Origin of the sequence: Azospirillum sp. ST 5-10, from assembly GCF_051225715.1 — a bacterium.
In the GTDB taxonomy this organism is placed as follows: Bacteria; Pseudomonadota; Alphaproteobacteria; order Azospirillales; family Azospirillaceae; genus Azospirillum.
Genome location: NZ_JBPJSP010000025.1, coordinates 79538 through 101706 on the forward strand (window position 1 = coordinate 79538; position 22169 = coordinate 101706).

Below are 22169 nucleotides of genomic sequence, written 5' to 3' on the forward strand. Positions count from 1 at the left end.
CAATGGCCGGCACCGGCCCTGAACCCGACGCCGGATTTCCTCCGCCCGGGAGCCCGAAGCGCGCTACTGTGTCGACGCCGCCGCGGCGCGGCCCAGGCCGGACGGCCGCCGGCCAGTCCGGCGCGGCCCAGCGGAGACGTGATCTTGCCGCCACACCACGAGAATTCCAGCGCCATGACGTCGGACCACGGCCAGCCCATCCCCTTCCCCCTGGAGGGCCGGCGCGTCTGGGTCGCCGGGCACCGGGGGATGGTCGGCTCCGCGCTCGTCCGCCGCCTCGGCGCGGCCGGCGCGGACGTCCTGACCGTCGGCCGCGATCACCTCGACCTGAGCGATCAGGCGGCGGTCCGGGACTGGCTCGCCGACGTCCGCCCCGACGCGGTGGTGGTGGCGGCGGCGAAGGTCGGCGGCATACATGCAAACGCCAGCCTGCCCGCCGATTTCCTGCACGACAACCTGGTCATCGCGGCGAACATCATCCACGGGGCGCACCTCGCCGACGTGCGCAAGCTGCTCTTCCTCGGTTCGTCCTGCGCCTACCCCCGCCAGGCGGCGCAGCCGATCGCCGAGGACCAGCTCCTGACCGGGCCGCTGGAGCCGACCAACGAGTGGTACGCCGTCGCCAAGATCGCCGGCATCAAGCTCTGCCAGGCCTACCGCCGCCAGCATGGCCGCGACTTCATCGCGCTGATGCCGACCAACCTCTACGGCCCCGGCGACAACTACCACCCGTTGCACAGCCACGTCCCCGCGGCCCTGATCCGGCGCTTCCACGAGGCCAAGGAGGCGGCGGTGGACCGGGTCGCCATCTGGGGCACCGGAGCGCCGCTCCGTGAGTTCCTCTACGTCGACGATCTCGCCGACGCCTGCGCGTTCGCCCTGGAACGCTACTCCGGCGAGATGTTCCTCAACGTCGGCAGCGGCGAGGAGACCACCATCGCCGCCTTCGCGCGGCTGGTGGCGGACGTCGTCGGCTTTCGCGGGCTCGTCACCTTCGACACCAGCAAGCCCGACGGCATGCCCCGCAAGCTGCTGGACTCGTCCAGGCTGACCGCCCTGGGATGGCGCCCGCGCACGCCGCTGCGGGCGGGCCTGCGGATGGCCTACGCGGATTTCCTCGCCGGCGGCGGCCGGTTTCGCGACGGCGACGGCGGGCGCTCGGCGTGTTTGCCCCCGCCCTCCCCGTGCGCGACACGGGAAGGGCGGGGGCGAGACCGCGACGGCCCCCGCGACGGCGCCTAGAGCAAGATTCACACTCCAGGTGATTCCACCCGGAGTGATCCCGCTCTAGAACCCCAGCAGCTTGGACGGCAGCCACAGGACCGTCTGCGGGAACGCCAGGACGATGGCGAGGGTGATCGCCTGGAGCCCGATGAACGGCAGGACGCCCAGGTACATGTCGCGCGTCGTCATCTCCGGCGGGGCGATGCCGCGGAGATAGAAGATGGCGGGCGCCATCGGCGGCGTGAGGTAGCTGGTCTGGATGACCACCAGGAACGCGATGCAGAACCAGGCGGGGTCGAAGCCCTGGGCCACCACCAACGGCGTGAACAGCGGGATCATGATCAGGACGATCGAGATCCAGTCGAGGAAGAAGCCGGCGGCGAAGGCCAGCCCCAGGATCAGGAACAGCAGCCCCCATGAGCCGAGATTCATCGTCTCGACCAGCTCCTGGGTCAGGGTGACGCCGCCGGCGGAGATGAAGACGCCGGTCATCATGCTGCCGGCCAGCAGGATCATCATGATCATGGCGGTGATCTGCACCGTCTTCATGATCGCCTCGTTCAGCACCGACCAGGAGAAGGTGCCGTAGAACGCGCTGAGCAGCACGCTGCCGAGGGCGCCGAGGGCCGCCGCCTCGGTCGGGGCGGCGACGCCCGTCATGATCGAGCCCAGCACCGCCACGATCATGCACATGGGCGGGACCAGCGCCGTCGCCGTGATCCGCAGCTTGACCGACAGCGGCATCGGGTCCTCCTCGTGGACGACCGGACCGGCGGACGGCTGGAGCACGCAGCGCAGGACGATGTACACGAGATAGAGGCCGGCCATGATCAGGCCGGGGATCACCATGCCGACCAGCAGATCGCCGACCGAGACGTTGGCCAGGGGGCCCATCACCACCACCACCACCGACGGCGGGATGATCGTGCCGAGCGAGCCGCCGGCGCAGATGGTGCCCGCGATCAGCCCCTTGTCGTAGCGGTTCTTCAGCATCACCGGGATGGCCAGCAGGCCGACCACCGCCTCGGTGGCGCCGACGACGCCGCTGGAGGCGGCGAAGACGATGCACATCAGCACCGTGCCCGCGGCCAGCCCGCCGGGTATGCGCCGCGTCCACAGGTGGACCGCCTCGAACAGGCGCTCGGCGACGCCGGCGCGTTCCAGCATGCAGCCCATGAAGACGAACAGCGCCACCGCGGCGAGCACGTAGTTCGAGGCGACGTCCTCGACCTTCTCGATCAGCTGGTAGATGATCGCGTCCTGGAAGACGATGTAGCCGAACGACATGGCCACGCCGAACATGGCGAAGGCGACGGGGACCCCGATCAGCAGCGCGCCGAGCAGGCCCGGAAACATGTAGAGCGCCAGGAACCCCATCTCACTGCCCCCGCGGCTGCGTGCCGGTTTCGAAGCCCAGCGCGGCGCCCTCGGCCGCGCCCGAACGGGCGAAAAGGACGTCCAGACAGCGCACCAGCTCGGCCAGCGCCTGCAGGCCCAGCACCGCGAACGACACGAAGAAGACGGTGCGGAACGGCCAGACCGGCGGGTTCCAGGCCGACATCCCGCTGCCCTCGCCGCTGACGTAGGCGTCGAGCGCGTAGTGCCACAGGCTCCAGGCCAGCCAGGCGCTGAACGGAATGACGATGAGGATGTGGGTCAGCGCGTTGACCAGCGCGCGGGCGCGCTCCGAATAGCGCCCGTACAGCACGTCGACCCGGATGTGGCCATCCATGCGCAGCACCAGCGGGGCGCCCAGGAGAAAGTTCGCGCCGGTCAGCATGTAGCCGAGCTCGAACGCCCAGATCGTCGGCGCGCCCATCACGTACCGGGAGAACACCTCGTACCCGATCGCCAGGGCCAGCGGGGCAACCATCCAGGCGCCCAACACACCGGTCGCGCCGGTGAGCCGGTCGACGGCTGTGACAAACCACTTCATGTTGGAAGACTCCCCGTCCCACGGGTTCCAGGACGGAGGCGGGGGCCGCCCCGCCTCCCGCGACGTCAGTCCTTCAGCTTCAGATTGCGGTAGTGCGGGGCATCGTGCCACAGGGCGTCGAACGCCTGCTGCGAGTCCAGCGTCTTGCTGAACCAGGAGTTGTCCGCGGCGGTCTCCTTGGCCCATTTGGCCGCGATGTCCCGGGTCTGCTGCTGGACCTCGGCGTCGAGCTCGATCACCTCGTTGCCCTGGCTGCGGTAGAACTCGAGCGCCTTGGCGTCGTCCTGGCCGACCTTGAGCCAGCTTTCGAAGGTGACGAGCTTGGCGGCGAGCGCGACCAGCTTCTGGTCCTCCTCCGACAGGGACGCGAAGGCGTCCTTGTTGACGACCAGCTCGAACGGGGCGACCGGCTGGTGCACGCCGGGAACGATCACGTACTTGGCCACCTTGTGGAAGCCGGTGGGAATGTTCTCCGACAGCGTCCCCCATTCGGTGGCGTCGATGACGCCGCGCTCCAGCATGGGGAAGACGTCGCCGCCGGCGGTGGTCACCGGCGAGGCCCCCAGTTCCTTGGCCATCTCCAGCCAGGCACCGGCCGTGCGCAGCTTCAGGCCCTTCAGGTCGGCGAGCGTGCGGACCGGCTTGCGGGAGTGCAGGAACACCTCGGCCGGCCGGATGAAGAGCGGGAAGGAGACGACGCCGAACTTCTCCTCGCGGTACTGACGCTGCAGCTCGGCGCCGCCGCCGGCGTAGAGCCAGTGCAGCATGCGCTCGCTGTCCGGGCTGCCGGCGTAACCGCCGAACAGCACCACCGTGGGGTCCTTGCCCCAGTCGTAGCCCATCCAGGTGTGCCCCAGTTCGGCGACGCCGTTCTTGACGGTCTCCGACACCTTCAAGGCGTTGCCCAGGGCGCCGCCGGTGAAGACCTGGACCTGGATGCGCCCGTCGGTCAGCTGCTCCAGACGCTCCGCGAACGCCTTGGCGCCGTAGTCCATCAGCGGACCGCCGGCCCAGCCCGTCGCCATCTTCCACTTGTAGGTGTCGGCGGCGTCCGCCGGCCCGCCGATAAGCAGTGCCGCGACCAGGCCGGCGGCGTATGTCCACATGCGTTTCATTTTTCCCTCCCCGTGCATCGGGCCGTCGACCGGCACGCCACCTGGCGCACAACTGCGCACGACCTGATATCTCACCGATAGTTCATCGGCATGCTAGTTCTGGCCGAAGCAGTCCGTCAACGCATTTGTACGGACCGCGAAGCAATCGCGCCTTCGAGTTCCGGCGCACCGCCGCCGCCCGACCTTCGGATTCGGTGGCATCGGACACGGATGGAACCACCCGTCGCCTTGCGCACGACGACGGACGCGGAGGGCGCCTTTCGGTGGCGTCCCGCTGGACGGGAGAACGTTTCCCCTGCCCCGGAGGCGGCCGCCCCATCCCGCCGGCAGCCTCCCGCCCTGCCGTCCACGGCCGGCGCGCGGCGGACCGGAGCGGGTCCGCATGCCGGCCGCCGAACGCTGGGACATCTCTCCCACGTCAACCGTCCACCAATCTGCGGCGGCGGCACCGCGAACAGGGATGGCAAACCCCGCGCGCTGCGACGCCCAGTGGTGAACGCTTGATCGTGTCTAGATATATCATTCGCTGATCAGCTTATTGCCGGCGCCGGGGTTTGTCGATACCTTTCGGCCATCGACGCCGCCGACCCCGCCGACCGCCGCCGGCACAGCCAGGAGAAGCCAATGCCGTCGTCCGCCAACAAGACCGACCGCGCCTACGACCGGATCGTCCGCATGATCACCTTCCAGGAGCTGAAGCCCGGCTCCATGGTGTCGGAGGGGACCCTGATGGATGTGACCGGGCTGGGCCGCACGCCGGTGCGCGAGGCCCTGCAGCGCCTGGCCCTGGAACGGATGGTCGAGATCCATCCCCGCCGCGGGATCGTCATCCCGCCGGTGTCGGTCGAGGTGCAGTTGAAGCTCCTGGAATTGCGGCGGGCGGTGGAGGAGCTGGCCGTGCGCATGGCGACCCACCGCGCCACCGCGGAGCAGCGGCGGGCGATGCTGGGACTGGCGGCCGACCTGGAGCGCCTGGAGGACACCGACGACATCCACGCCTTCGGCGAGCTTCTGAAGGCGATCCACGACAGCGTCGGCGCCGCCGCCCAGAACGAGTACCTGCAGCTGGCGATGATGCCCCTCCAGGGCCTGTCGCGCCGCTTCTGGTTCGCCAACCTGAAGGACCGGCGGGCGGAGCTGCGCAGCGGCGCCCGCCTGCACGCGGCCACCCTGCGGGCGGTCGCCTGCGGCGACGAGGCGGCGGCGGCGGCGGCGTCGCTGGCGCTGAACGACTATCTCACCGACTTCGCGTACCGCACCCTGCGCCGCGGCGACGCCCCGGCCCCCTCGGCGGCCCTGGCGCCGACGGCGTGAACGGGGGGACTCCCCGACCGGACGTCGCCCCCGGAAAAGGCGTCGACAGCCGCCGCCGACTGGTCTATGTTTGATGGACTGATGATATATCAAGATGCGATCACTCATGGATCAGACCAATCCCTTTCCCGGATGGACCACCGCATGCCGTTTCGATGATGCCCCCGGCCTGCCGGTGCTGGCCCGTGTCGACGTGCTCGTGGTCGGCGGCGGCGCCGCCGGCGTGGCCGCGGCGACGGTCGCGGCCGAGGCCGGCAAGTCCGTGCTGCTCCTGGAAAAGTACGGCTTCTGCGGCGGCGCCGCGGTGGCCGGGATGTCCGGCACCATCTGCGGCATGTATCTGGCCAGCGACCGGCGCAACGCCCCCGAACAGGTCGTCTTCGGCTTCACCGAGCGGTTCCGCGCCGCGCTCGCCGCCCGCGGCGGCCTGACCGAACCCCAGGTCTACGGCAAGACCTTCACCGTCACCCACGATCCCCTGATGTGGCGCGAGACGGCCGACGCCTTCCTGGAGGAGGCCGGCGTGCGCGTGCTGTTCCACACCGCCGTCACCGGCGTCCTCACCGACGGCGACGCCTACCGCGGCGTGGTGATCGAGTCCAAGGCCGGGCGTTCCACCATTCTGGCGCGCCGGATCGTCGACGCCTCGGGCGACGCCGCCGTGCTGGCGCGCGGCGGCCACCGCTGCCGGTTCGGCGACGACGGCCGGGTGCAGAACCCGACCATGTTCTTCCGCCTCGGCAACGTCGACATGGCGCGGTTCCTCGCCTGGTGGGGCGACGACACCATCTGCCCGCCCAAGCTGACCGAGGCGCTGCAGGCGGCCGACGCGTCCGGCGCCTACCATCTGCCGCGGCACAAGATCTGGGTCTTCCCGACCACCCGGCCGGGCGAGCTGATGGTCAACGCCACCCGGCTCAGCGGCCGCGACGGCCGCATGCTCAACGTCGTCGACCCCGCCGACTTCACCGAGGCCGAGATCCTCGGCCGCCGTCAGGTGCGCGACTACGCCCGCTTCCTCGCCGACCACGTGCCGGGCTGCGCCGCGAGCCACGTCGTCGACACCGGGGTGGAGGCCGGGGTGCGGCAGACCCGGACGATCGCCGGCGTCGAGACGCTGCGCAACGCCGACGTGGTCGGCGGGCGCAAGCGCGGCGACGGCATCTGCCGCGTGCCCTGGCCGATCGAGCTGCACGTCGGCGACCGGCCCAAGCTGCACTGGCTGCTCGACGACTGGTACGAGGTGCCCTACCACGCCCTGGTCCCCGAGACGGCGGAGAACGTCGTGGTCGCCGGCCGCTGCCTGAGCGCCGAGCACGAGGCCCTGGCGTCGGCCCGGGTCACCGCCCAGTGCTTCGAGTACGGCCACGCCGCCGCGGTCGCGGCGGTGATGTCCATCGACGACGACGCAGCACTGCGCGACCTGGACGTCGCGGCCGTGCGCGCCGCCATGACGCGAAACGGCAGCGCGCTTTAGCCGGCAACCCCCCGCCGGGGGCGGCGTCGGGCCGCCTCCCACCCCGAACCGGATGTGACCGGCGCGTGCCGCCGACCGCGAGAGGAACGACGATGACCCGAAAGTTGCGCAGCGAGTTCGAACCCGGCACCACCCGCTGGGCCGTGCGCCGGGCCCAGTGGCTGGCGATGGGGATCAAGGAGGAGGACTTCCACAAGCCGAAGATCGCGGTGGTCAACTCGTCCAGCGGCCTGTCCGTGTGCTACCAGCACCTCGACGAGGTCAGCCGGGCGGTGCAGACGGCCATCCGCGACGCCGGCGGCCTGCCCTTCGAGATCCGCACCGTGGCCCCCTCCGACTTCGTCACCTCGGCCGGGCGCAAGGCCCGCTACCTGATGCCGTCGCGCGACCTGCTGGTCAACGACGTCGAGGTGCAGGTGGAAGGGGCGGAGCTCGACGGCATGGTGCTGCTGGCGTCGTGCGACAAGACGACGCCCGGCCAGCTCATGGCCGCCGGACGCCTCGACCTGCCGTCGCTGGTGCTGGCCTGCGGCTATCAGCTGGGCGGCCAGTGCGCCGGCCGGTCCGTCGACATCGAGGAACTGTACAACAGCGTCGGCACCTACAAGTCCGGGCAGATCTCCCTGGATGAGCTCACCGCCATGTCCTGCCACGCCATCAAGGGTCCCGGCGTGTGCGCCGGGCTGGCCACCGCCAACTCCATGCACGTGCTGGCCGAGGCCCTGGGCATGGCGCTGACCGGCAACGCGCCGATCCGCGCCAACGGCGAGCGGCTGTACGAGTATGCCGAGCGCGCCGGGCGCGCCATCGTCGAGCTGATCGCCGGCGACCTGCGGCCCCGCCGCATCCTGACGCCCGGCGCCTTCCGCAACGCCATCCGCGTGGCGCAGGCCCTGGGCTGCTCGGTCAACACGGTGCGGCACCTCACCGCCATCGCCATCGAGAGCCAATGCCCCATCGACGTGGTCGCCGAGTACGAACGCCTGTCCGAAGGCGCCGTCCAGATCACCCGGGTCCGTCCCAACGGTCCCGACCGCATCGAGGACCTGGACGCCGCCGGCGGCTGCGCCGGCGCCATGCGGCAGCTCCGCGCCGCCCTCGACCTCGACGTCATGACGGTGACCGGACGCACCCTGGGGGAGAACCTGGAGACGGTGGCGCCGCCCGACGAGCGGGTCATCCGCCCCCTCTCCCGCCCCTTCCGCGGCGAACCCGGGCTGATCATCGTGCGCGGCAACCTCGCCCCGGACGGCGCCGTGGTGAAGCTGTCGGCGGTGCCGCCGGAGGTGCGCCGATTCGAGGGGCCGGCCCAGGTGTTCGAGGACGAGGATCTGGCCATCCAGGGGCTGGAGACCGGCGCCATCCGTCGCGGTCAGGTCATCGTGCTGCGCAACATGGGCCCCAAGGGCGGTCCCGGCACCGTCTTCGCCTGCAGCTTCATGGCGGCGCTGGTGGGGGCGGGCCTGGGCGGCGGCGTCGCGGTGGTGACCGACGGCGAGCTGTCGGGCCTCAACAGCGGCATCACCGTGGGGCAGGTCATGCCGGAAGCGGCCGAGGGCGGACCGCTCGGCCTGGTCCGGGACGGCGATCCCATCGCCATCGACCTCGACGCCCGGTCGCTGGTCCTGCGCGTCCCGGCCGCGGAGCTGGAGGCCCGCCGCGCCGACTGGACGCCGCCGCCGCCGGAACGGCACGGCTGGCTGTCGCTCTACGGCCAGCTCGTCCAGCCGCTCTCCAAGGGCGCGGTGCTCGGCAACCGCGGCTGGTGAGACGGCGATCCGGACGGCCCGGGCGGCTCGGCGGCGAGCCGCCCGGGCCGTCCGCTCAGAAGATCACGACGCTGCGGATCGCCTCGCCGCGGGCGAGCGACGCGAAGCCCTCGTTGATGTCGTCCAAGGCGATGCGCTGCGTGATCAGCTCGTCGAGCTTCAGCCGGCCGTCGACGTAGGCCTGGGCCAGCATCGGGAAGTCCCGCGTCGGCCGGGCCCCGCCATAGCTGGAGCGGCGGATGCGCTTCTCGCCCATGAGCGCGCCCCAGCGGAAGGCGATGTCCGACTGGACGTCGGTCTTGCCGAGCCAGATCACCTGGCCGCCCGGGCGCACCGCCTCGACCGTGGCGCGGAACGCGGCCGGGCTGCCGGCGGATTCCAGCACCACGTCGGCGCCGCGCCCGCCGGTCAGCGCCCGCACCGCCTCGGCCGTGTCGGCGCGCCGCGCGTTGACCCCGTGGCTGGCGCCGAGGCGGGCGGCCAGCTCCAGCTTGCCGTCGTCGAGGTCGACGGCGATGACCGAGCCCGCCCCGGCAAGGCGCGCGCCCTGCACCGCGGCAAGCCCGACCGCGCCGCAGCCCACCACCATCACGCTGTCCCCCGGGGCGATCTCGGCGATGTTGAGGGCGGCCCCGGCCCCCGTCATCACCCCGCAGCCGATCAGGCAGGCGACGTCGAAGGGCACGGCCTCGGGGACGGGGACGGCGGACTGGTCCGGCACGATGCAGTATTCGCCGAAGGCGCCGAGGAACATCAGGTGATGCAGCTCGGTCCCGTCGCGCAAGCGCGCCCGGGACGCACCGTCGAACTGCATCGCCCGGGGCCCTTCGCGCTGGTACGTCTCGCACAGGATGGGCAGGTCGCGATCGCAATAGAAGCAGTGATCGCAGTGGGGATTCCAGGACAGCACCACGTGGTCGCCGGGCCTGACGCCGGTCGCCGCCTCGCCGACCGCGACCACCTCCCCCGCCGCCTCGTGGCCGAGGACGATCGGCATGGGGTAGCGCAGCTGCCCCTGAATCACCTCCAGGTCGGTGTGGCAGAGGCCGGCGGCGCGGACGCGCACGAGAACGTCGGTCGGCCGCAGCTCGGGAGCGGTGACCGTCTCGATCCGCAGCGGCGTCCCGGCCTCGTGAAGGACGGCGGCCCGATAGTCCAAAGGCATGGCGTTTCAATCCCGTGAAGTCAGTCGCGAGCGGTCCCGCCGGTCGGCCGGTCCCGCGGCGGGCGCAGCGTGAGATGCAGCCCGGACAAGACTAACATATCACTGATATTCTTCAAGCCCCCGTTCCGGCGACGGCAACCATGCGCTGGCCCGATTGTTGTGGACATCAAGAAACGTCACTGATAGGCTGCTGATATGTCAGATCGGGCCGGCGGCCACGCCGCCCCGCCCGGACGAACCTCAGCCAAGGTCGAAGGAGGCGCCTCATGGAACTCACGCAAACGGTCATGACCGACCGCCAGCGCAAGTACCGCTCGACGTACCGGGAGCGCGTGGCCGGTTGGTACAACGGATGGCTTCACGTCTTCATCATCTACACCATCGGCTTCACGGCGCTTTACATCTACCTGTCGAACGTCGACGACCTGAAGTGGTGGGAGCTGGCGATCGTCCCGGTCACCTTCATCGGCTGCAACTTCTTCGAATGGTTCCTGCACCGCTATGTGATGCACCGGCCGTCGCACATCCCGGCACTGCGGGCGATCTACAACCGCCACACGCTGATGCACCACCAGTTCTTCACCGAGGAGGAGATGCGCTTCGCCGGTCATCACGACTGGCGCGTCACGTTCTTCCCGCCCTACGCCCTGGCGACCTTCACCCTGATGTCGATCCCGATGGCACTGGCGGCGGCGTGGCTGTTCACGGCCAACATCGGCTGGCTGTTCATCACGACCACCACCTCGATGTACCTGATCTACGAGTTCATGCACTTCTGCACCCACGTGGACGAGAACTGGTTCGTGCGCAACGTGCCGTTCATCAACACCAACCGCCGCCATCACACCGCCCACCACGACCAGTCGATCATGATGGAGCGGAACATGAACCTGACCTTCCCGATCATGGACTGGCTGTTCGGCACCTCCGATCTCGACCGCGGCCTGTGGGGTCACCTGTTCAACGGCTACGACACGCGCTACGTGAAGCGGGACATGCGCAAGACCTCGCGCACGCCCAAGCCCCGCGCTGCGAAGGCGATGGTCGCGGCCGAGTGATGCCGGCGGGCGCCGGCGGCCGTGCCCGCCGTGCGGAAAAGGGCAGCGAAAAGGGGGCGCCGCGGCCGCGGCGCCCCCTTCGACGGTCTGCGGTCGGGCGCCGTCACGCCGCGGCGTCGGTCAGCGATTCCACGAACGCGTCGATGTCGGCCGAGGTCATTTCCCACTCGTTGCTGAAGTTCGCCACCACGTCGCGCATGAAGCGGTCGTGGAGTGCCAGCGCGCGCTGGTCGCCCAGATGGTCGGCCAGGATCGCCAGCGCCAGCTGGTTGGGCGCGTCGCCCTCGTAGCTCCACTCGAAATCCTCGCCGGCGATCGACTTCAGGTCGGTGCGGTGGGCCAGCGGCTGGCCGTCGACGGTCACCATCACCCCGTCGATGGTGCGGTCGCCCCGGTAGGTCCTGCTCATGCTGATATCCTGCTGCTCAAGATTGGCTTGCCATAGAAATATAACTGACATATCATCCGTACGTCAAGCAGTGCGGGGGAGCGATGAACGAGATAGAACCCAACATTCTCGCGCTGGCGTGGTTCGGCCTCCTGTTCGCCGTCGGCTGCCTCGCCGTGCTGGTGGTCGCCGGCATGTTTCCGCTGTCCCTGCGCCCGCAACCGGCACGGGCGGCGGGCGGCCTGGCGCTGATCGCCGCCAATCTGGCGGCGCTGCCGCCGCTCCTGGCGGGTACGGCGCTCTACGGCTGGGACGAGCTGCGCTGGACCTCGCTGGTGATCGGCGGCGGCCTCGTCTTCCTGTTCGCGCCGCTGCTGCTGGACGTCCTGCCGCCCCGCTGGCGCGACGGGCGTCCGGGACTGGCGGCCCTGCTGGCCGCCCAGCTCGCCGCGCTGTCCTTGCTGCACGGCGCGCCGGCGGTGCTCTGAGCGCCCGACCAACCCGATCCCTGCCATACCGACCGGGGCCGCGCGGCACCGGTCCACCCGAAGGAGGCCACGATGCCCTTCCCCATCAAGCTCACGCTCTCCGTCGCCGTCCTGCTCGTCATGGTCGCGGCCTACGTGTTCCAGGACGCCGTGGGTCAGACCGGCCCCAAATACGCCGTCCTGTTCCTCGGCATCTTCATGACGGTGGCGCTGTGGGTGTTCCCCGAGGTCACGCGCGACGCCAAGGGCGGCCGGAAGTGAGCCAGGGCGGCGGCGGCGCGCCCGCGGCCGGCTGGCGCGCCATGGACACCGCGGCGCTCGACCGGGCCTACGACAATCTCGGCGCCGTGCCGGCGGGTGCGGCGACGCTGCAACGTCACGCCGACGCGGGGGCGGCGCTGCGCCGGCGCCACCCCGGCCTCCTGGACCTCGCCTACGGCCCCCGCCCCCGCAACCGGATCGACCTGTTCCGGTGCGGCGACGCCGGGGCGCCCCTGCTGGCCTTCGTCCATGGCGGCTACTGGCGGCGCAACGGCAAGGAGATGTTCGCCGGCATGGCGGTGGGGCCGATGGCCCACGGCTTCGACGTCGCGCTGATCGGCTACACCCTGGCGCCCGAGGCGAGCCTGACGGCGATCGCCGGCGAGATTCGCGACGCCATCCGCTTCCTGCGCACCGCCGGCCCGACGCACGGCGTGGGCGGCGGCCGGCTGGTGCTGGCGGGGTGGTCGGCCGGGGCGCACCTGAGCGCCGTCCATCTCGCCCTGCCGGAGATCGACGCCTGCCTGTGCGTCAGCGGCATCTTCGACCTGGAGCCCTGCCGGCTCGCCACCATGAACGAGGATCTGCGCCTGACGGAGCGGGAGGCGGCGGCGCTGAGCCCGATCCGCCACCCGCCGGGCCGCGTGCTGCCGGTGACGATCGCCTACGGCACCGGCGAGCTGCCCGAACTGCAGCGCCAGTCGCGCGACTACCACGCCGCCCTGGCGGCGGCGGGCACGCCGGCGACCCTGCTGCCCCTGGAGGGGGAGAACCACTTCTCGATCCTCGACCAGCTCGCCCGGCCCGACGGGCGCCTCGCCACCGCCCTGCCGGCGCTAGAGCAAGATCGCTTTTGGCCGATCCGGCCAAAAGCGTGAATCTTGCTCTAAACATTTGAATTTAGAGCGGGAACACTCCCGGTGATTCCACCGGGAGTGTTCCCGCTCCAGCGTGAGGCGGGCGGGCGCCCGCTCCGGCGCCGCCCGTTCACGCGCGCACGTTCAGGCGTACAGGGTGCGGCGCGCGAAGTCCTCGATGTAGTCGATCAGGGCGTCGGACGCGGCGGCGGCGGCGGCCGCGTCCCGCCGGGCGATGGTGTCGGCCACGTCGGCGTGCAGCCGGGCGCACAGCGGCAGATCCGCCACCTGCTTGTAGTGCTGGTACCAGAAGCGGCGCGACAGCCCGTGCATCAGCCCCATCGACCGGGTCGCGAACTCGTTGCGGGCGGCCAGGGAGATCAGGGTGTTGAGCTGCCGGTCGAGCCGCATGAAGGCGATGTCGTCCTCCTCGTCCGACGCCTGGCGCATGCCGGCGGCGATCTCCGCGAACTCCTTGCGCTCGGCGGCGGTGGCCCGTTCGGCGGCGGTGCGCGCCATCAGGCGTTCCAGCTCCCGCCGCACCTCCAGCAGCCGCAACTGGGTGCGCAGGTTGATCTCCGACACCAGGATGCCGCGGCGCGGCAGGATCACCACCAGCCCCTCCCGGGCCAGCCGCTGCAGCGCCTCGCGGATCGGTGTGCGGCCGATCGCGAGCCGGTTCGCCAGGGTCTGCTCCGACAGCACGGTGCCCGGCGGCAGCTGCAACGTGACGATCAGCTCCTCCAGTTGCCGGTAGGCCCGGTCGGTCATGGTCCCGTCGCCCGGCTCCTCCTCCGGCGGCGGCGGTTCGGCCAGGGCCGTCTGGTCCGGCAGCATCTCGACCGGCACCGGCTCCGGCCCGGCGGAACGGCGCCGGCCGCCGGCCGGCGGACCAGCCTTGACCGGCGCCGGCGCCCCGGCGCCGTCGGCCTTCTCCGCGGGCGACGGCCTGGCCGCCGCCCCTTGCTTCGTACGTGGCATGTCGTGAGGTCGTCCTCGGTGTCCACAGGTCTCGATATGGGTTGTGGCGGCGGGCGAGGTCAAGACGGCTCTGCGCGCCGCGAGAGACTGATTTCCATCAGGCATATCAATGGCAGATCGGTCAGTCCAATGTGATGGCCCCTCCGCGATGGTTCCACCCGTCGGCGGCCGCGCTCGCGGGCAGGCGCCGGACACCCCACCGGCGGCGGGCATCGGCTGGACCCAGCCTAACATATCAGTCGTAGCTTATCCCTTGCCAGAGGAAAGTTCGCCCGACGCGACGCCGCCCCGGCCCGACGGCAGCCGCGCCCTTCCCGTCGCCGGACGCCGAACGCCGGAGCGCCCTGTCGCGGGGGCGGTGCGTGCGGAACCGACAGGACACGCTCCGGGAGGCGCGGCGATGCCGGATTGATCCACGTCAAGGCGGTCCGGAGATGCTAGACATACCTTTGATATGTCAGACATCCATCGGAGTGGAGATCATGGAAGCCTTGTTCCTCGCCGTATCGACCGCCGCGCTCCTGCTGGCCGGCGTGTCCTTGGCGGCGCGGCGCGCCGCGGCGGAGCGCCTGCGCCTGGCCGGGGTCGTCGCCCGCCTGCGGCCCGGCGCGGCGGCGATGACCTGCGGCGCCAGCCGGGACCTGAACGACGCGGTCCGCCGGTGCCGCGCGTGCCCGCGCAAGGAGGCCTGCGACCGCTGGCTGATCCAGGCCGGGACGGACGCCGCGGTGGCTCCCCCCCACTGCCCGAACCGCTCCCTCGTCGAGCGCATCGCCGGCGCCGCCACGTGAATGCGCCCGACCGAAGCGGGTGGGCCGTTCGACCCCGGGTGGCGGCGGCCGCGACCGGCGCCCCTCAGAGCAGCTTGTCCAGGGTGATGGGCAGGTCGCGGATGCGCTTGCCGGTGGCGTTGAACACGGCGTTCGCGACGGCCGCCGCGACCCCGGTGATGCCGATCTCGCCGATCCCGCGCGCGCCGAGGGGTGAGCGCGGGTCCGGGATGCCGGTCCAGATCACGTCGATCTCCGGCACGTCGAGATGGGTCGGAATGTGATAGTCGGCGAGTGTGGCGTTCATGATCCGGCCGCTTCGCTCGTCGAACAGGGTTTCCTCGGTGAGCGCCAGGCCGAGGCCCATGATCATTCCGCCCCGGAACTGGCTCGCCGCCGTCTTCGGATTGAGGATCGTCCCGCAATCGAACGACCCCAGCAGGCGGTCCACGCGGACCTCGCCCGTGACCTCGCTCACGCGGAGTTCGCAGAAGACGGCCGAGAAGCTGTGCATCGCGAACTTGAGCATCTCCAGCGGCGCGCTTCCGGCCGCGGTGACGCTGACCTGCTCCCGCGCCGCACGCGTCAGGATCGATCGATAGCTCTCATGCCGGGACGGGTCCTCGATGGAGGCGATGCCGGCATCGGCGAGGCGAACGTCGCCGGGCCGCAGGCCGGCGACCGGGCTGTCGTTGCCGGCAAGGCGCAGCAGCTCGCCCGTCAGCTTCTCCGCCGCGGCCATGACCGCGCCCGCGATCGACACGGTCTGCGACGAGCCGCCCGCCACCGGCCCGGCCGGCAGCGCGGAATCGCCCATCTCGAACGCGATCGCCCCGACCGGCAGGCCCAGGCGGTCCGCGGCGTGCTGAACCTGCACCGTCGCGGTTCCCATGCCCATGTCCTGGGCCGAGCACGCGACCGTCGCCGAGCCGTCCCGGCGCACCGTGACGCGGACGTTCACTCCCGGCAGGCGCACGTAGGGGAAGCTGCCGCTCGCGCAGCCCATGCCGATGCGCCATTCGCCCTCGCGGCGCACGCCCGGTTCGGCCCGCCGGTGCCAGCCGAAGCGCGCGGCGCCGTCGTCGTAGGCCTGCATCAGCGCACGCTGCGAGAAGGGCGCGCCGTGGATGGGATGGCGGTCCGGCTCGTTGCGCCGGCGCAACTCGATCGGGTCGATGCCCATCGCGTGGGCGAGTTCGTCGACGGCGCTCTCGATCGCGAAGGTGCCGATCGCCTCGCCGGGCGCGCGCATGTAGGTGTTGGGAACGATGTCGAGATCGACGTGGCGCTGCAGGATCTCGAAGCTTTTCGAGCGGTAGAGTGCCCGCGAACTCAGCGTGTACTGCTCGGGGCAGGCGCCGTGCGGCGGCATGACGGAGTAGCCGGTGTGCACCAGTGCGGTGAACCGGCCGTCCGCGTCGGCGCCGATGGCCACGCGCTGCTCGGACGGGGTGCGGCCGCCGACGATGCGGTAGACGCTCTCGCGGCTCAGCATCAGGCGGACCGGCCGGCCGGCAAGCTTGGCCGCCGCCACCGCGACGATCTGATGATCCCACAGGCCCTTGCCGCCGAACCCGCCGCCGACGAAGGGCGAAAGAACGCGGACCTGGTCCTTCCTGAGGCCGAACAGCTTGGCGAGTGCCTTGGCGCTCGGCGCGATCATCTGCGTCGCGTCGTGGATCACCAGCGCCTCGCCCTCCCAGGCGACCGTCACGGCGTGCAACTCGATCGCGTTGTGGTTCTGGGCCGGCGTCCGATAGACGTGGTCGACGCGATGCGCCGCCTGCTCCAGCTCCCGTTCGGCATCGCCGACGGAGACGTGGTTCCTCTCGATCAGGATCGACGCCGGGGTCCGCGCGTTGGTCCTGGCGGCTTCGAAGCGGGTGCCGGCCTCTTCGGACGCATAGGCGATCTCGACGAGCGAGGCGGCATGGTCCGCCTGCTCCTGCGTCGCGGCGACGACGACGGCGACGATCTGGCCGTTGTAGTGGATCTCGGCGTCCTGCAGGATGGGCAGGTCGCAGTTGCCGACGGCGGACAGGTCGGTGACGCTGATCAGGGGCAGGGTGCCGATCCGGGGCATGTTCCGATGGGTCATCACCAGGATCACCCCCGGCGCGGCCTCCGCCGCGGCGGTGCCGAGGCGTGTGATCCGCCCGCGCGTCACCGTGCTGTGGACCAGGCTCGCGTAGGCCAGCCCGTCCATCGCGACCTCGGCGGCGAAGCGCGCCTGTCCGGCGACCTTGGCCGGGCCGTCCAGCCGGGAATCCTGCCGGCCGACCGCGGCGCGGCGCTGGATCAGCGGATCGGGCGTGCCGCCCGGCAGCCATTGCGCCGGAACCCAGCCGAGCGCGGTCTTGACCGACTCGACGATGACGTTCTGCATCCTGCTCATCGTTCGCTTCCGCTCAGTTCGGCGAGGACGGCGCCCGCCGTGCGCGTCGCCAGTTCGACCTTGAAGGCGTTGCCGGCCAGCGGCGCGGCGCCGGCGAATTCGTCGGCCAGGGCGGCCGCGAAGGCATCGGGCGTGGCCGCAGCGCCGCGCAACGCCGCCTCGGCACGGAACGCCCGCCACGGCTTCGGGGCGATGCCGCCGAACGCGATGCGGACGTCGTCGATCCGGTCGCCGCGCATCGTCAGCCCGGCGGCGACCGAGACCAGCGCGAAGGCGTAGCTCGCCCGGTCGCGCACCTTGCGGTAGGCGGAGCGCGCCGCGAACGGCGATGGAGGAATCTCGACGGCGGTGATCACCTCGCCCGGTTCGAGCACGGTGTCGCGATCGGGCCGGTCGTCGGGCAGCCGATGGAACTCGGTGACGGGAATGGTCCGCGGGCCGTCCGTGCCGGCGACGCGGACGACGGCGTCGAGCGCGGCGAGCGCGACGCACATGTCCGACGGGTGCGCGGCGATGCAGTGGGGCGACGTGCCGATGATCGCGTGATGGCGGTTGAAGCCGCCCGCCGCGTCGCATCCGCTGCCGGGCGCCCGCTTGTTGCAGCGCGAGGCGGCGGCATCCTGGAAGTAGAGGCAGCGGGTGCGCTGCATGAGATTGCCGCCGACGGTCGCCATGTTGCGGATCTGCGCCGACGCGCCGGCGAGGATCGCCCGCGCCAGCATGGGATGGCGCGCGCGGACCAGCGGATGCGCCGCGACGGCGCTGTTGCGCGCGGCGGCGCCGATCACCAGGCCGCCATCGCCCGTCTCCGCGATCGCGCTCGACAGGGCCGTCACATCGACCAGAGCGGCCGGCCGCTCGACGCCCTTGCGCATGAGGTCGACGAGGTTGGTCCCGCCGCCGAGCAGCCGGCCGCCGTCGGCGGCGGCCAGGCGCGCCGCCTCGTCGGCCGAGGTCGCGCGGTGATAGCTGACCGGCCTCATGCCGCGCGCTCCGTCGCCACCCGGAGGATCGCGTCGACGATGCCGTTGTGGGCGCCGCACCGGCAGAGATTGCCGCTCATCCGCTCGCGGATCTCGTCGCGCGAGAGCGGGGCCGGAGCCGTCAGGTCGGCGGTGACGTAGCTCGGGACACCCGCATCGATCTCGCGCAGCATCGCCGCCGCCGCGCAGATCTGGCCCGGCGTGCAGTAGCCGCACTGGAAGCCGTCATGGTCGATGAACGCGGCCTGCAGCGGATGCGGCTCGTCGGCGCTGCCCAGTCCCTCGATCGTCGTGACCGACCGCCCGTCCGCCTGTGCGGCCAGGGTCAGGCACGACAGCACCCGTTCGTCGTCGATGAGCACGGTGCACGCGCCGCAGGCACCCTGGTTGCAGCCGACCTTGGTTCCGGTCAGGTGCAGCCGCTCGCGCAGCAGGTCGAGCAGGGACATGCGCGCGTCCTCGGGCGCAGCCACATCGGTGCCGTTGATCCTGATCGTCATCCTCGTCCATCCGAGTGAAGGGAGCGTGTCGGTCACGCTCCTCCGGAAGATGGAACGAGATTCGTATTATTCAATGATCGTCAGATACGATTTTCGTGATCATGCCGATGAAGCTGTCCCGCTCGGCGGGCGACAGCGGCTCCAGCATTCTCCGGTAGAGCGCGCGATGCGCCGCCACGAAGGCATCGACCCGCCGCCTGCCGTCCTGCGAAAGCCGCAGCGCGACGGCACGGCGATCGCCTTCCGGACGGTCGCGCTCCAGCAGCCCGCGCTTGGCGAGGCGGTCGGTGGCGGAAGAGACCGTCGTGTTCGGGACGGCGAGGAACCGCGCCACGTCGGTGGGTCCGCAGCCCGGATGGTCGGCCACGTACAGGAGCGTCTGCTTGTCGAGCTCGTTCAGCGGCTTTTCCGAACTGAGCGCATCGGCCAGTTTGTACCGGCGTGAAAAAGCGTCGAACGCGGCGCCGAGCGTCGCCAGCTGGTCATCGGTGGGCATGGTCATGGGGATTTGCGGCGGTGGCCGCATCGGGCGCGGTCGGCGCTGGCCCGCCGCCGGCGCGGCGCCGACGAGACAGCCGGAGACACCACCCGACGACAGCCGTTCGCCCCGGTCTTCGGATGGCGCAGTGGACAAACAGCGGAAGTCATACCGTCCACCTTTCGCCTGACATGCCAACCCATTTGAAAGGTTGGCGTCCCCAAGGGGAGGAGACAGGCCGTTGCCCGTCAAGTGTTTGTCAACAACTGCACTTTCCGGCTGGAAACTTAGACCGGAGCGTCCCTGGCACCTAGGAGTGGTACACTCGCGGACAGCGGGCGTCAATCCCTTGAACAAAAAGGTCTAGGGAAAAGTGCATCGCCGAGATGGCTCACAACATATGTCTGGGGAATTTTTTTTACAACAAGCCACCTCCGCGAAATTCAACACTACCGGAGCGTCCGCCAAAAAGTGGAAGAAAGGCACCCAAACCTATCTCCTATCAGATGTGTCCTATTCCAAACGGCGCGAATTTATGATACTTGGGCAAGCTATGCTCTGGCCTAGTAGATGCGTTAGGGCCTCTCACATTCGATTGTAAGTTGAACGAGGCAAAATATGAAATGGCAGATGGTTGAGCAGAAGGCTCGAAAAATAGCGGAGTCGATTTGGGGAGCTGTTGCGACACCTGAACGCGAGAGCGGAGTGAAATGTGATGCTATAGTAAAATACAGAAGTGACTATTGGATATTAATTGAAGTCTCGAAAAGGGACGGGCTCGATAAGCTGCGCGACGACTTGGCTAAGTTTGCAGTTATGCGCACAGCCCTAATGGCGCGCGGAATTTACTCTGAGTGCTACTTCATTACGAGCGGCAACCACTCGTCTTTGAAGGAAAGCGGGGTTGCTCTGAATGTCGAAGTGCTTGATCTTGATGGATTTGCGACAAAATTTCTTGGATCGAGGTTTTATACAAACGAAAGGTTGCTATCCCCTTTTGGAAGTGCGGTGGATCCGGACACCGGGAAGGTTGATAAAGCAAAATACATTGAGATTAAATACGTAGACAAAGATGGCGCACAGTATGGAGTATCTGACATTGCGCGTAAAGTTGAAAGTGGCGCCAAAATTGTTTTGGTTGGAGAATTCGGCTCCGGAAAATCCCGGTGTCTAATGGAGGTTTTTAGCGAACTTTCAGCATGCGGCCGTGAGTTCGTTCCTGTTGCAATTAACCTTAGAGATAATTGGGGTTACAAGCGCTTAAGCCATATAATAAGCAATCACTTGGACTCTCTTGGGCTTGGTGACTATGCGGATAACCTAGTGAGAAGCCTCCGGAGAGGAAACCATGTCCTGTTGCTCGACGGCTTTGATGAGATTGGATCCCAATCCTGGTCTGGCGATCCGGCTCGCCTGACTGAAATTCGGAAAAAAAGCCTCGAAGGGGTGCGCGACGTTATCCAATCGTGCCCGGGTTCAGGGATGCTTATTACTGGAAGAGAGCACTATTTCAATTCCGACGATGAAATGGCTGAGTGCCTTGGCCTCAAGAAGAGCGAGATTATACTACTAAAGTGTCCAGAAGAGTTTTCTGAAGGCGAGGTTAGGAAATACATAGAAGGAAACACAAGCCTTAAAAAAATTCCTGAATGGATGCCTCGAAAACCCCTCATATTTCAGCTTCTAAGCAGACTTGATCCAGCTGAGGTTGAGCGTCTTCACGACTCGGCAAATGGCGAAGTGGAATTTTTCGAAAGCATTCTTGATGCTATCTGCAAAAGAGAGACGAGAATAAGCCCTACAGTCTACGCGGACGCCTTAAAGGGGATACTCCTGGCGCTTGCGCAAAAAACTCGGGAAAAAAGAAAGGACGACGAGAGAATATCCAACGCTGAGATTAATCAAGCGTTCTATGACATCGTTGGATATGCGCCTATTGACGAGTCTGCGGCTCTCCTTCAACGCCTTCCGTACCTCGGTCGAATTGGAACGGGCGGAGCTGAGAGAATATTTATTGACGACTACGCGAAAGATGGCTTGAGGGCCATTTCATTGAGTCAATCTCTCTCTACTAGTAGTAAAGAAATCGCTTCTCTGAGATGGCAGCAGGCGCTAGGGACGTTTGGTCTAAGAGTCCTGTCTAGTAAAGTGAAGGCTGACCAAGGTCTTGAGAAGTTTATTCGCTATTGCGCAACCCACGGCAATAGCCAAGTGGCGTGTGACTACATAGCTCTTATACTCGGAAGCGATAATAGGTCATGTGACTTTCGTAATCTCAGTGTGTCCGGGGGCGCCTTTGAGCTGTTGAGTTTTGTAGATGTGCGTGTTTCAGGTCTGCGGCTCGATGGAGTTGAAATTGATACGCTAGAGATTGAATCGGCGTCATTTTCGAATGTATTTTTGAGCGACTGCGTCATCAGCGCGGTAAATGGGATCGGCAGTGTCAATGCATTGCCCGAAATATTCCAGAATTGTGTTTTCGGGAAATTTCAGGGAGCTTACAATTCATCTCGAATAAGTAAGCTAAACCTTTGCAATGCGCATAAGACACTGTTGTCAATTATCAAAAAGCTGTTTTTCCAAAAAGGCGGCGGAAGGCAAGAGGATGCCTTGCTGCGCGGCGCCGAGGACTACTGGGACTCTGAGTCAGCAGAAAAAGTACTGCACTACATGGTTTCGAATAAAATTGCAATAAAAGCGAACGGAAACCATGGTCTTTTGTATGTTCCGAGGCGATCTCACACCAGGCGAATGGCGAGAATATGGGAGCTACAAACAAGCTGCGGCGACGAGCTTTGGGATATGCTCAACTAATCAGTAGGATATCAGATTATTCGGTTTGGATGGTGTCGATGGTATTGGGTCATCCGTTTTTGAAATTCCTTTCTTTTGACGAGTGGAGGCAATTCCTCCAGTATTGAGGTGGGCTGAACGTAATTGCTCACGGGGTTGGCGAAAAGGGTTGCCGCGGGGCTCGGAATATGAGTCAACGTGTGGATGGAGAAGCCGC

At 68.0% G+C, this 22169-nt stretch carries 20 protein-coding genes; 10 read left to right on the forward strand and 10 right to left on the reverse strand.

All coding sequences use genetic code 11. The annotated features are described in order from the left end of the window. Nucleotides 1-174 precede the first annotated feature (174 nt). On the forward strand, nucleotides 175-1242 hold the full coding sequence (locus ACSBPG_RS23385) for a GDP-L-fucose synthase family protein (protein ID WP_435539635.1): 1068 nt from the start codon (nucleotides 175-177) through the stop codon (nucleotides 1240-1242). 45 nt (nucleotides 1243-1287) lie between these two features. Here the strand turns inward: ACSBPG_RS23385 and ACSBPG_RS23390 are convergent, their stop codons facing one another. The 3 genes from ACSBPG_RS23390 to dctP form a co-directional block, all read right to left on the reverse strand. Next, a complete protein-coding gene (locus tag ACSBPG_RS23390) occupies nucleotides 1288-2601 on the reverse strand; it encodes a TRAP transporter large permease (protein ID WP_435539636.1) in 1314 nt (437 codons plus the stop codon). A 1-nt stretch (nucleotide 2602) separates the two neighbouring features. Continuing rightward, on the reverse strand, nucleotides 2603-3097 hold the full coding sequence (locus ACSBPG_RS23395) for a TRAP transporter small permease subunit (RefSeq protein WP_435539637.1): 495 nt from the start codon (nucleotides 3095-3097) through the stop codon (nucleotides 2603-2605). Nucleotides 3098-3225: 128 nt separating this feature from the next. After that, on the reverse strand, nucleotides 3226-4275 hold the full coding sequence (dctP, locus tag ACSBPG_RS23400; RefSeq protein ID WP_435539638.1) for a TRAP transporter substrate-binding protein DctP: 1050 nt from the start codon (nucleotides 4273-4275) through the stop codon (nucleotides 3226-3228). A gap of 624 nt (nucleotides 4276-4899) precedes the next feature. Between dctP and ACSBPG_RS23405 the strand changes: the two genes are divergently transcribed. From ACSBPG_RS23405 to ACSBPG_RS23415, 3 genes are all read left to right on the forward strand, one after another. After that, nucleotides 4900-5589, forward strand: coding sequence for a GntR family transcriptional regulator (locus ACSBPG_RS23405; protein WP_435539639.1), 690 nt, complete (start codon nucleotides 4900-4902; stop codon nucleotides 5587-5589). Between the two features lie 106 nt (nucleotides 5590-5695). Then, entirely contained in the window at nucleotides 5696-7066 is a 1371-nt protein-coding gene (locus ACSBPG_RS23410; protein ID WP_435539640.1) for an FAD-dependent oxidoreductase, read from the forward strand. A gap of 92 nt (nucleotides 7067-7158) precedes the next feature. Continuing rightward, nucleotides 7159-8835, forward strand: a complete 1677-nt coding sequence (locus tag ACSBPG_RS23415) for a dihydroxy-acid dehydratase (protein ID WP_435539641.1) — start codon at nucleotides 7159-7161, stop codon at nucleotides 8833-8835. A 55-nt stretch (nucleotides 8836-8890) separates the two neighbouring features. On the opposite strand, the gene ACSBPG_RS23420 is transcribed toward ACSBPG_RS23415, so the two are convergent. Next, nucleotides 8891-10000, reverse strand: a complete 1110-nt coding sequence (locus ACSBPG_RS23420; protein WP_435539642.1) for a Zn-dependent alcohol dehydrogenase — start codon at nucleotides 9998-10000, stop codon at nucleotides 8891-8893. A gap of 266 nt (nucleotides 10001-10266) precedes the next feature. Here ACSBPG_RS23420 and ACSBPG_RS23425 point away from each other — a divergent pair, with 266 nt between their 5' ends. Then, nucleotides 10267-11058: a sterol desaturase family protein gene (locus ACSBPG_RS23425; protein WP_435539643.1), complete on the forward strand. Its 792-nt coding sequence runs from the start codon at nucleotides 10267-10269 to the stop codon at nucleotides 11056-11058. A 103-nt stretch (nucleotides 11059-11161) separates the two neighbouring features. Here ACSBPG_RS23425 and ACSBPG_RS23430 read toward each other — a convergent pair whose 3' ends face one another. Next, nucleotides 11162-11467 carry a DUF6166 domain-containing protein gene (locus ACSBPG_RS23430; protein ID WP_435539644.1) on the reverse strand — a complete coding sequence of 102 codons (306 nt, stop codon included), beginning with the start codon at nucleotides 11465-11467 and terminating at the stop codon, nucleotides 11162-11164. Nucleotides 11468-11550: 83 nt separating this feature from the next. Between ACSBPG_RS23430 and ACSBPG_RS23435 the strand changes: the two genes are divergently transcribed. The 3 genes from ACSBPG_RS23435 (at nucleotide 11551) to ACSBPG_RS23445 (ending at nucleotide 13073) form a co-directional block, all read left to right on the forward strand. Further along, the gene (locus ACSBPG_RS23435; protein ID WP_435539645.1) at nucleotides 11551-11934 is read left to right on the forward strand and encodes a hypothetical protein; all 384 of its coding nucleotides are present in this window, start codon (nucleotides 11551-11553) and stop codon (nucleotides 11932-11934) included. A 72-nt stretch (nucleotides 11935-12006) separates the two neighbouring features. After that, nucleotides 12007-12195, forward strand: a complete 189-nt coding sequence (locus ACSBPG_RS23440; protein WP_435539646.1) for a hypothetical protein — start codon at nucleotides 12007-12009, stop codon at nucleotides 12193-12195. After that, the gene (locus ACSBPG_RS23445; RefSeq protein ID WP_435539647.1) at nucleotides 12192-13073 is read left to right on the forward strand and encodes an alpha/beta hydrolase; all 882 of its coding nucleotides are present in this window, start codon (nucleotides 12192-12194) and stop codon (nucleotides 13071-13073) included. Before ACSBPG_RS23440 ends, ACSBPG_RS23445 begins: the two co-directional genes overlap by 4 nt. 123 nt (nucleotides 13074-13196) lie before the next feature. Here the strand turns inward: ACSBPG_RS23445 and ACSBPG_RS23450 are convergent, their stop codons facing one another. Beyond that, nucleotides 13197-14033, reverse strand: a complete 837-nt coding sequence (locus tag ACSBPG_RS23450) for a GntR family transcriptional regulator (protein ID WP_435539648.1) — start codon at nucleotides 14031-14033, stop codon at nucleotides 13197-13199. Nucleotides 14034-14515: 482 nt separating this feature from the next. Between ACSBPG_RS23450 and ACSBPG_RS23455 the strand changes: the two genes are divergently transcribed. Beyond that, nucleotides 14516-14824 (forward strand): DUF6455 family protein, encoded by a 309-nt coding sequence (locus tag ACSBPG_RS23455; protein ID WP_435539649.1) that lies wholly within the window; start codon nucleotides 14516-14518, stop codon nucleotides 14822-14824. Between the two features lie 64 nt (nucleotides 14825-14888). Here the strand turns inward: ACSBPG_RS23455 and ACSBPG_RS23460 are convergent, their stop codons facing one another. From ACSBPG_RS23460 to ACSBPG_RS23475, 4 genes are all read right to left on the reverse strand, one after another. Then, nucleotides 14889-17198, reverse strand: coding sequence for a xanthine dehydrogenase family protein molybdopterin-binding subunit (locus ACSBPG_RS23460; RefSeq protein ID WP_435539650.1), 2310 nt, complete (start codon nucleotides 17196-17198; stop codon nucleotides 14889-14891). Then, complete coding sequence (locus ACSBPG_RS23465) at nucleotides 17195-18181, reverse strand: FAD binding domain-containing protein (RefSeq protein ID WP_435539651.1); 987 nt, start codon at nucleotides 18179-18181, stop codon at nucleotides 17195-17197. Before ACSBPG_RS23465 ends, ACSBPG_RS23460 begins: the two co-directional genes overlap by 4 nt. Continuing rightward, nucleotides 18178-18681 carry a (2Fe-2S)-binding protein gene (locus tag ACSBPG_RS23470; RefSeq protein WP_435539652.1) on the reverse strand — a complete coding sequence of 168 codons (504 nt, stop codon included), beginning with the start codon at nucleotides 18679-18681 and terminating at the stop codon, nucleotides 18178-18180. The genes ACSBPG_RS23465 and ACSBPG_RS23470 overlap by 4 nt, the downstream gene beginning before the upstream one ends. A 70-nt stretch (nucleotides 18682-18751) precedes the next feature. After that, nucleotides 18752-19183: a MarR family winged helix-turn-helix transcriptional regulator gene (locus ACSBPG_RS23475; RefSeq protein ID WP_435539653.1), complete on the reverse strand. Its 432-nt coding sequence runs from the start codon at nucleotides 19181-19183 to the stop codon at nucleotides 18752-18754. Between the two features lie 606 nt (nucleotides 19184-19789). Here ACSBPG_RS23475 and ACSBPG_RS23480 point away from each other — a divergent pair. Next, nucleotides 19790-21973, forward strand: coding sequence for a hypothetical protein (locus ACSBPG_RS23480; protein WP_435539654.1), 2184 nt, complete (start codon nucleotides 19790-19792; stop codon nucleotides 21971-21973). Nucleotides 21974-22169 lie beyond the last annotated feature (196 nt).

What these genes read in the sequence shown, in the direction of transcription:
- ACSBPG_RS23465 (WP_435539651.1), bottom strand. Translation starts at nt 18,181, where the DNA reads ATGAGGCCGGTCAGCTATCACCGCGCGACCTCGGCCGACGAGGCGGCG.
- ACSBPG_RS23410 (WP_435539640.1), top strand. Translation starts at nt 5,696, where the DNA reads ATGGATCAGACCAATCCCTTTCCCGGATGGACCACCGCATGCCGTTTC.
- ACSBPG_RS23470 (WP_435539652.1), bottom strand. Translation starts at nt 18,681, where the DNA reads ATGACGATCAGGATCAACGGCACCGATGTGGCTGCGCCCGAGGACGCG.
- ACSBPG_RS23475 (WP_435539653.1), bottom strand. Translation starts at nt 19,183, where the DNA reads ATGACCATGCCCACCGATGACCAGCTGGCGACGCTCGGCGCCGCGTTC.
- dctP (WP_435539638.1), bottom strand. Translation starts at nt 4,275, where the DNA reads ATGAAACGCATGTGGACATACGCCGCCGGCCTGGTCGCGGCACTGCTT.
- ACSBPG_RS23480 (WP_435539654.1), top strand. Translation starts at nt 19,790, where the DNA reads ATGGTTGAGCAGAAGGCTCGAAAAATAGCGGAGTCGATTTGGGGAGCT.
- ACSBPG_RS23450 (WP_435539648.1), bottom strand. Translation starts at nt 14,033, where the DNA reads ATGCCACGTACGAAGCAAGGGGCGGCGGCCAGGCCGTCGCCCGCGGAG.
- ACSBPG_RS23395 (WP_435539637.1), bottom strand. Translation starts at nt 3,097, where the DNA reads ATGGTTGCCCCGCTGGCCCTGGCGATCGGGTACGAGGTGTTCTCCCGG.
- ACSBPG_RS23385 (WP_435539635.1), top strand. Translation starts at nt 175, where the DNA reads ATGACGTCGGACCACGGCCAGCCCATCCCCTTCCCCCTGGAGGGCCGG.
- ACSBPG_RS23390 (WP_435539636.1), bottom strand. Translation starts at nt 2,601, where the DNA reads ATGGGGTTCCTGGCGCTCTACATGTTTCCGGGCCTGCTCGGCGCGCTG.
- ACSBPG_RS23440 (WP_435539646.1), top strand. Translation starts at nt 12,007, where the DNA reads ATGCCCTTCCCCATCAAGCTCACGCTCTCCGTCGCCGTCCTGCTCGTC.
- ACSBPG_RS23405 (WP_435539639.1), top strand. Translation starts at nt 4,900, where the DNA reads ATGCCGTCGTCCGCCAACAAGACCGACCGCGCCTACGACCGGATCGTC.
- ACSBPG_RS23430 (WP_435539644.1), bottom strand. Translation starts at nt 11,467, where the DNA reads ATGAGCAGGACCTACCGGGGCGACCGCACCATCGACGGGGTGATGGTG.
- ACSBPG_RS23460 (WP_435539650.1), bottom strand. Translation starts at nt 17,198, where the DNA reads ATGAGCAGGATGCAGAACGTCATCGTCGAGTCGGTCAAGACCGCGCTC.
- ACSBPG_RS23425 (WP_435539643.1), top strand. Translation starts at nt 10,267, where the DNA reads ATGGAACTCACGCAAACGGTCATGACCGACCGCCAGCGCAAGTACCGC.
- ACSBPG_RS23435 (WP_435539645.1), top strand. Translation starts at nt 11,551, where the DNA reads ATGAACGAGATAGAACCCAACATTCTCGCGCTGGCGTGGTTCGGCCTC.
- ACSBPG_RS23415 (WP_435539641.1), top strand. Translation starts at nt 7,159, where the DNA reads ATGACCCGAAAGTTGCGCAGCGAGTTCGAACCCGGCACCACCCGCTGG.
- ACSBPG_RS23420 (WP_435539642.1), bottom strand. Translation starts at nt 10,000, where the DNA reads ATGCCTTTGGACTATCGGGCCGCCGTCCTTCACGAGGCCGGGACGCCG.
- ACSBPG_RS23455 (WP_435539649.1), top strand. Translation starts at nt 14,516, where the DNA reads ATGGAAGCCTTGTTCCTCGCCGTATCGACCGCCGCGCTCCTGCTGGCC.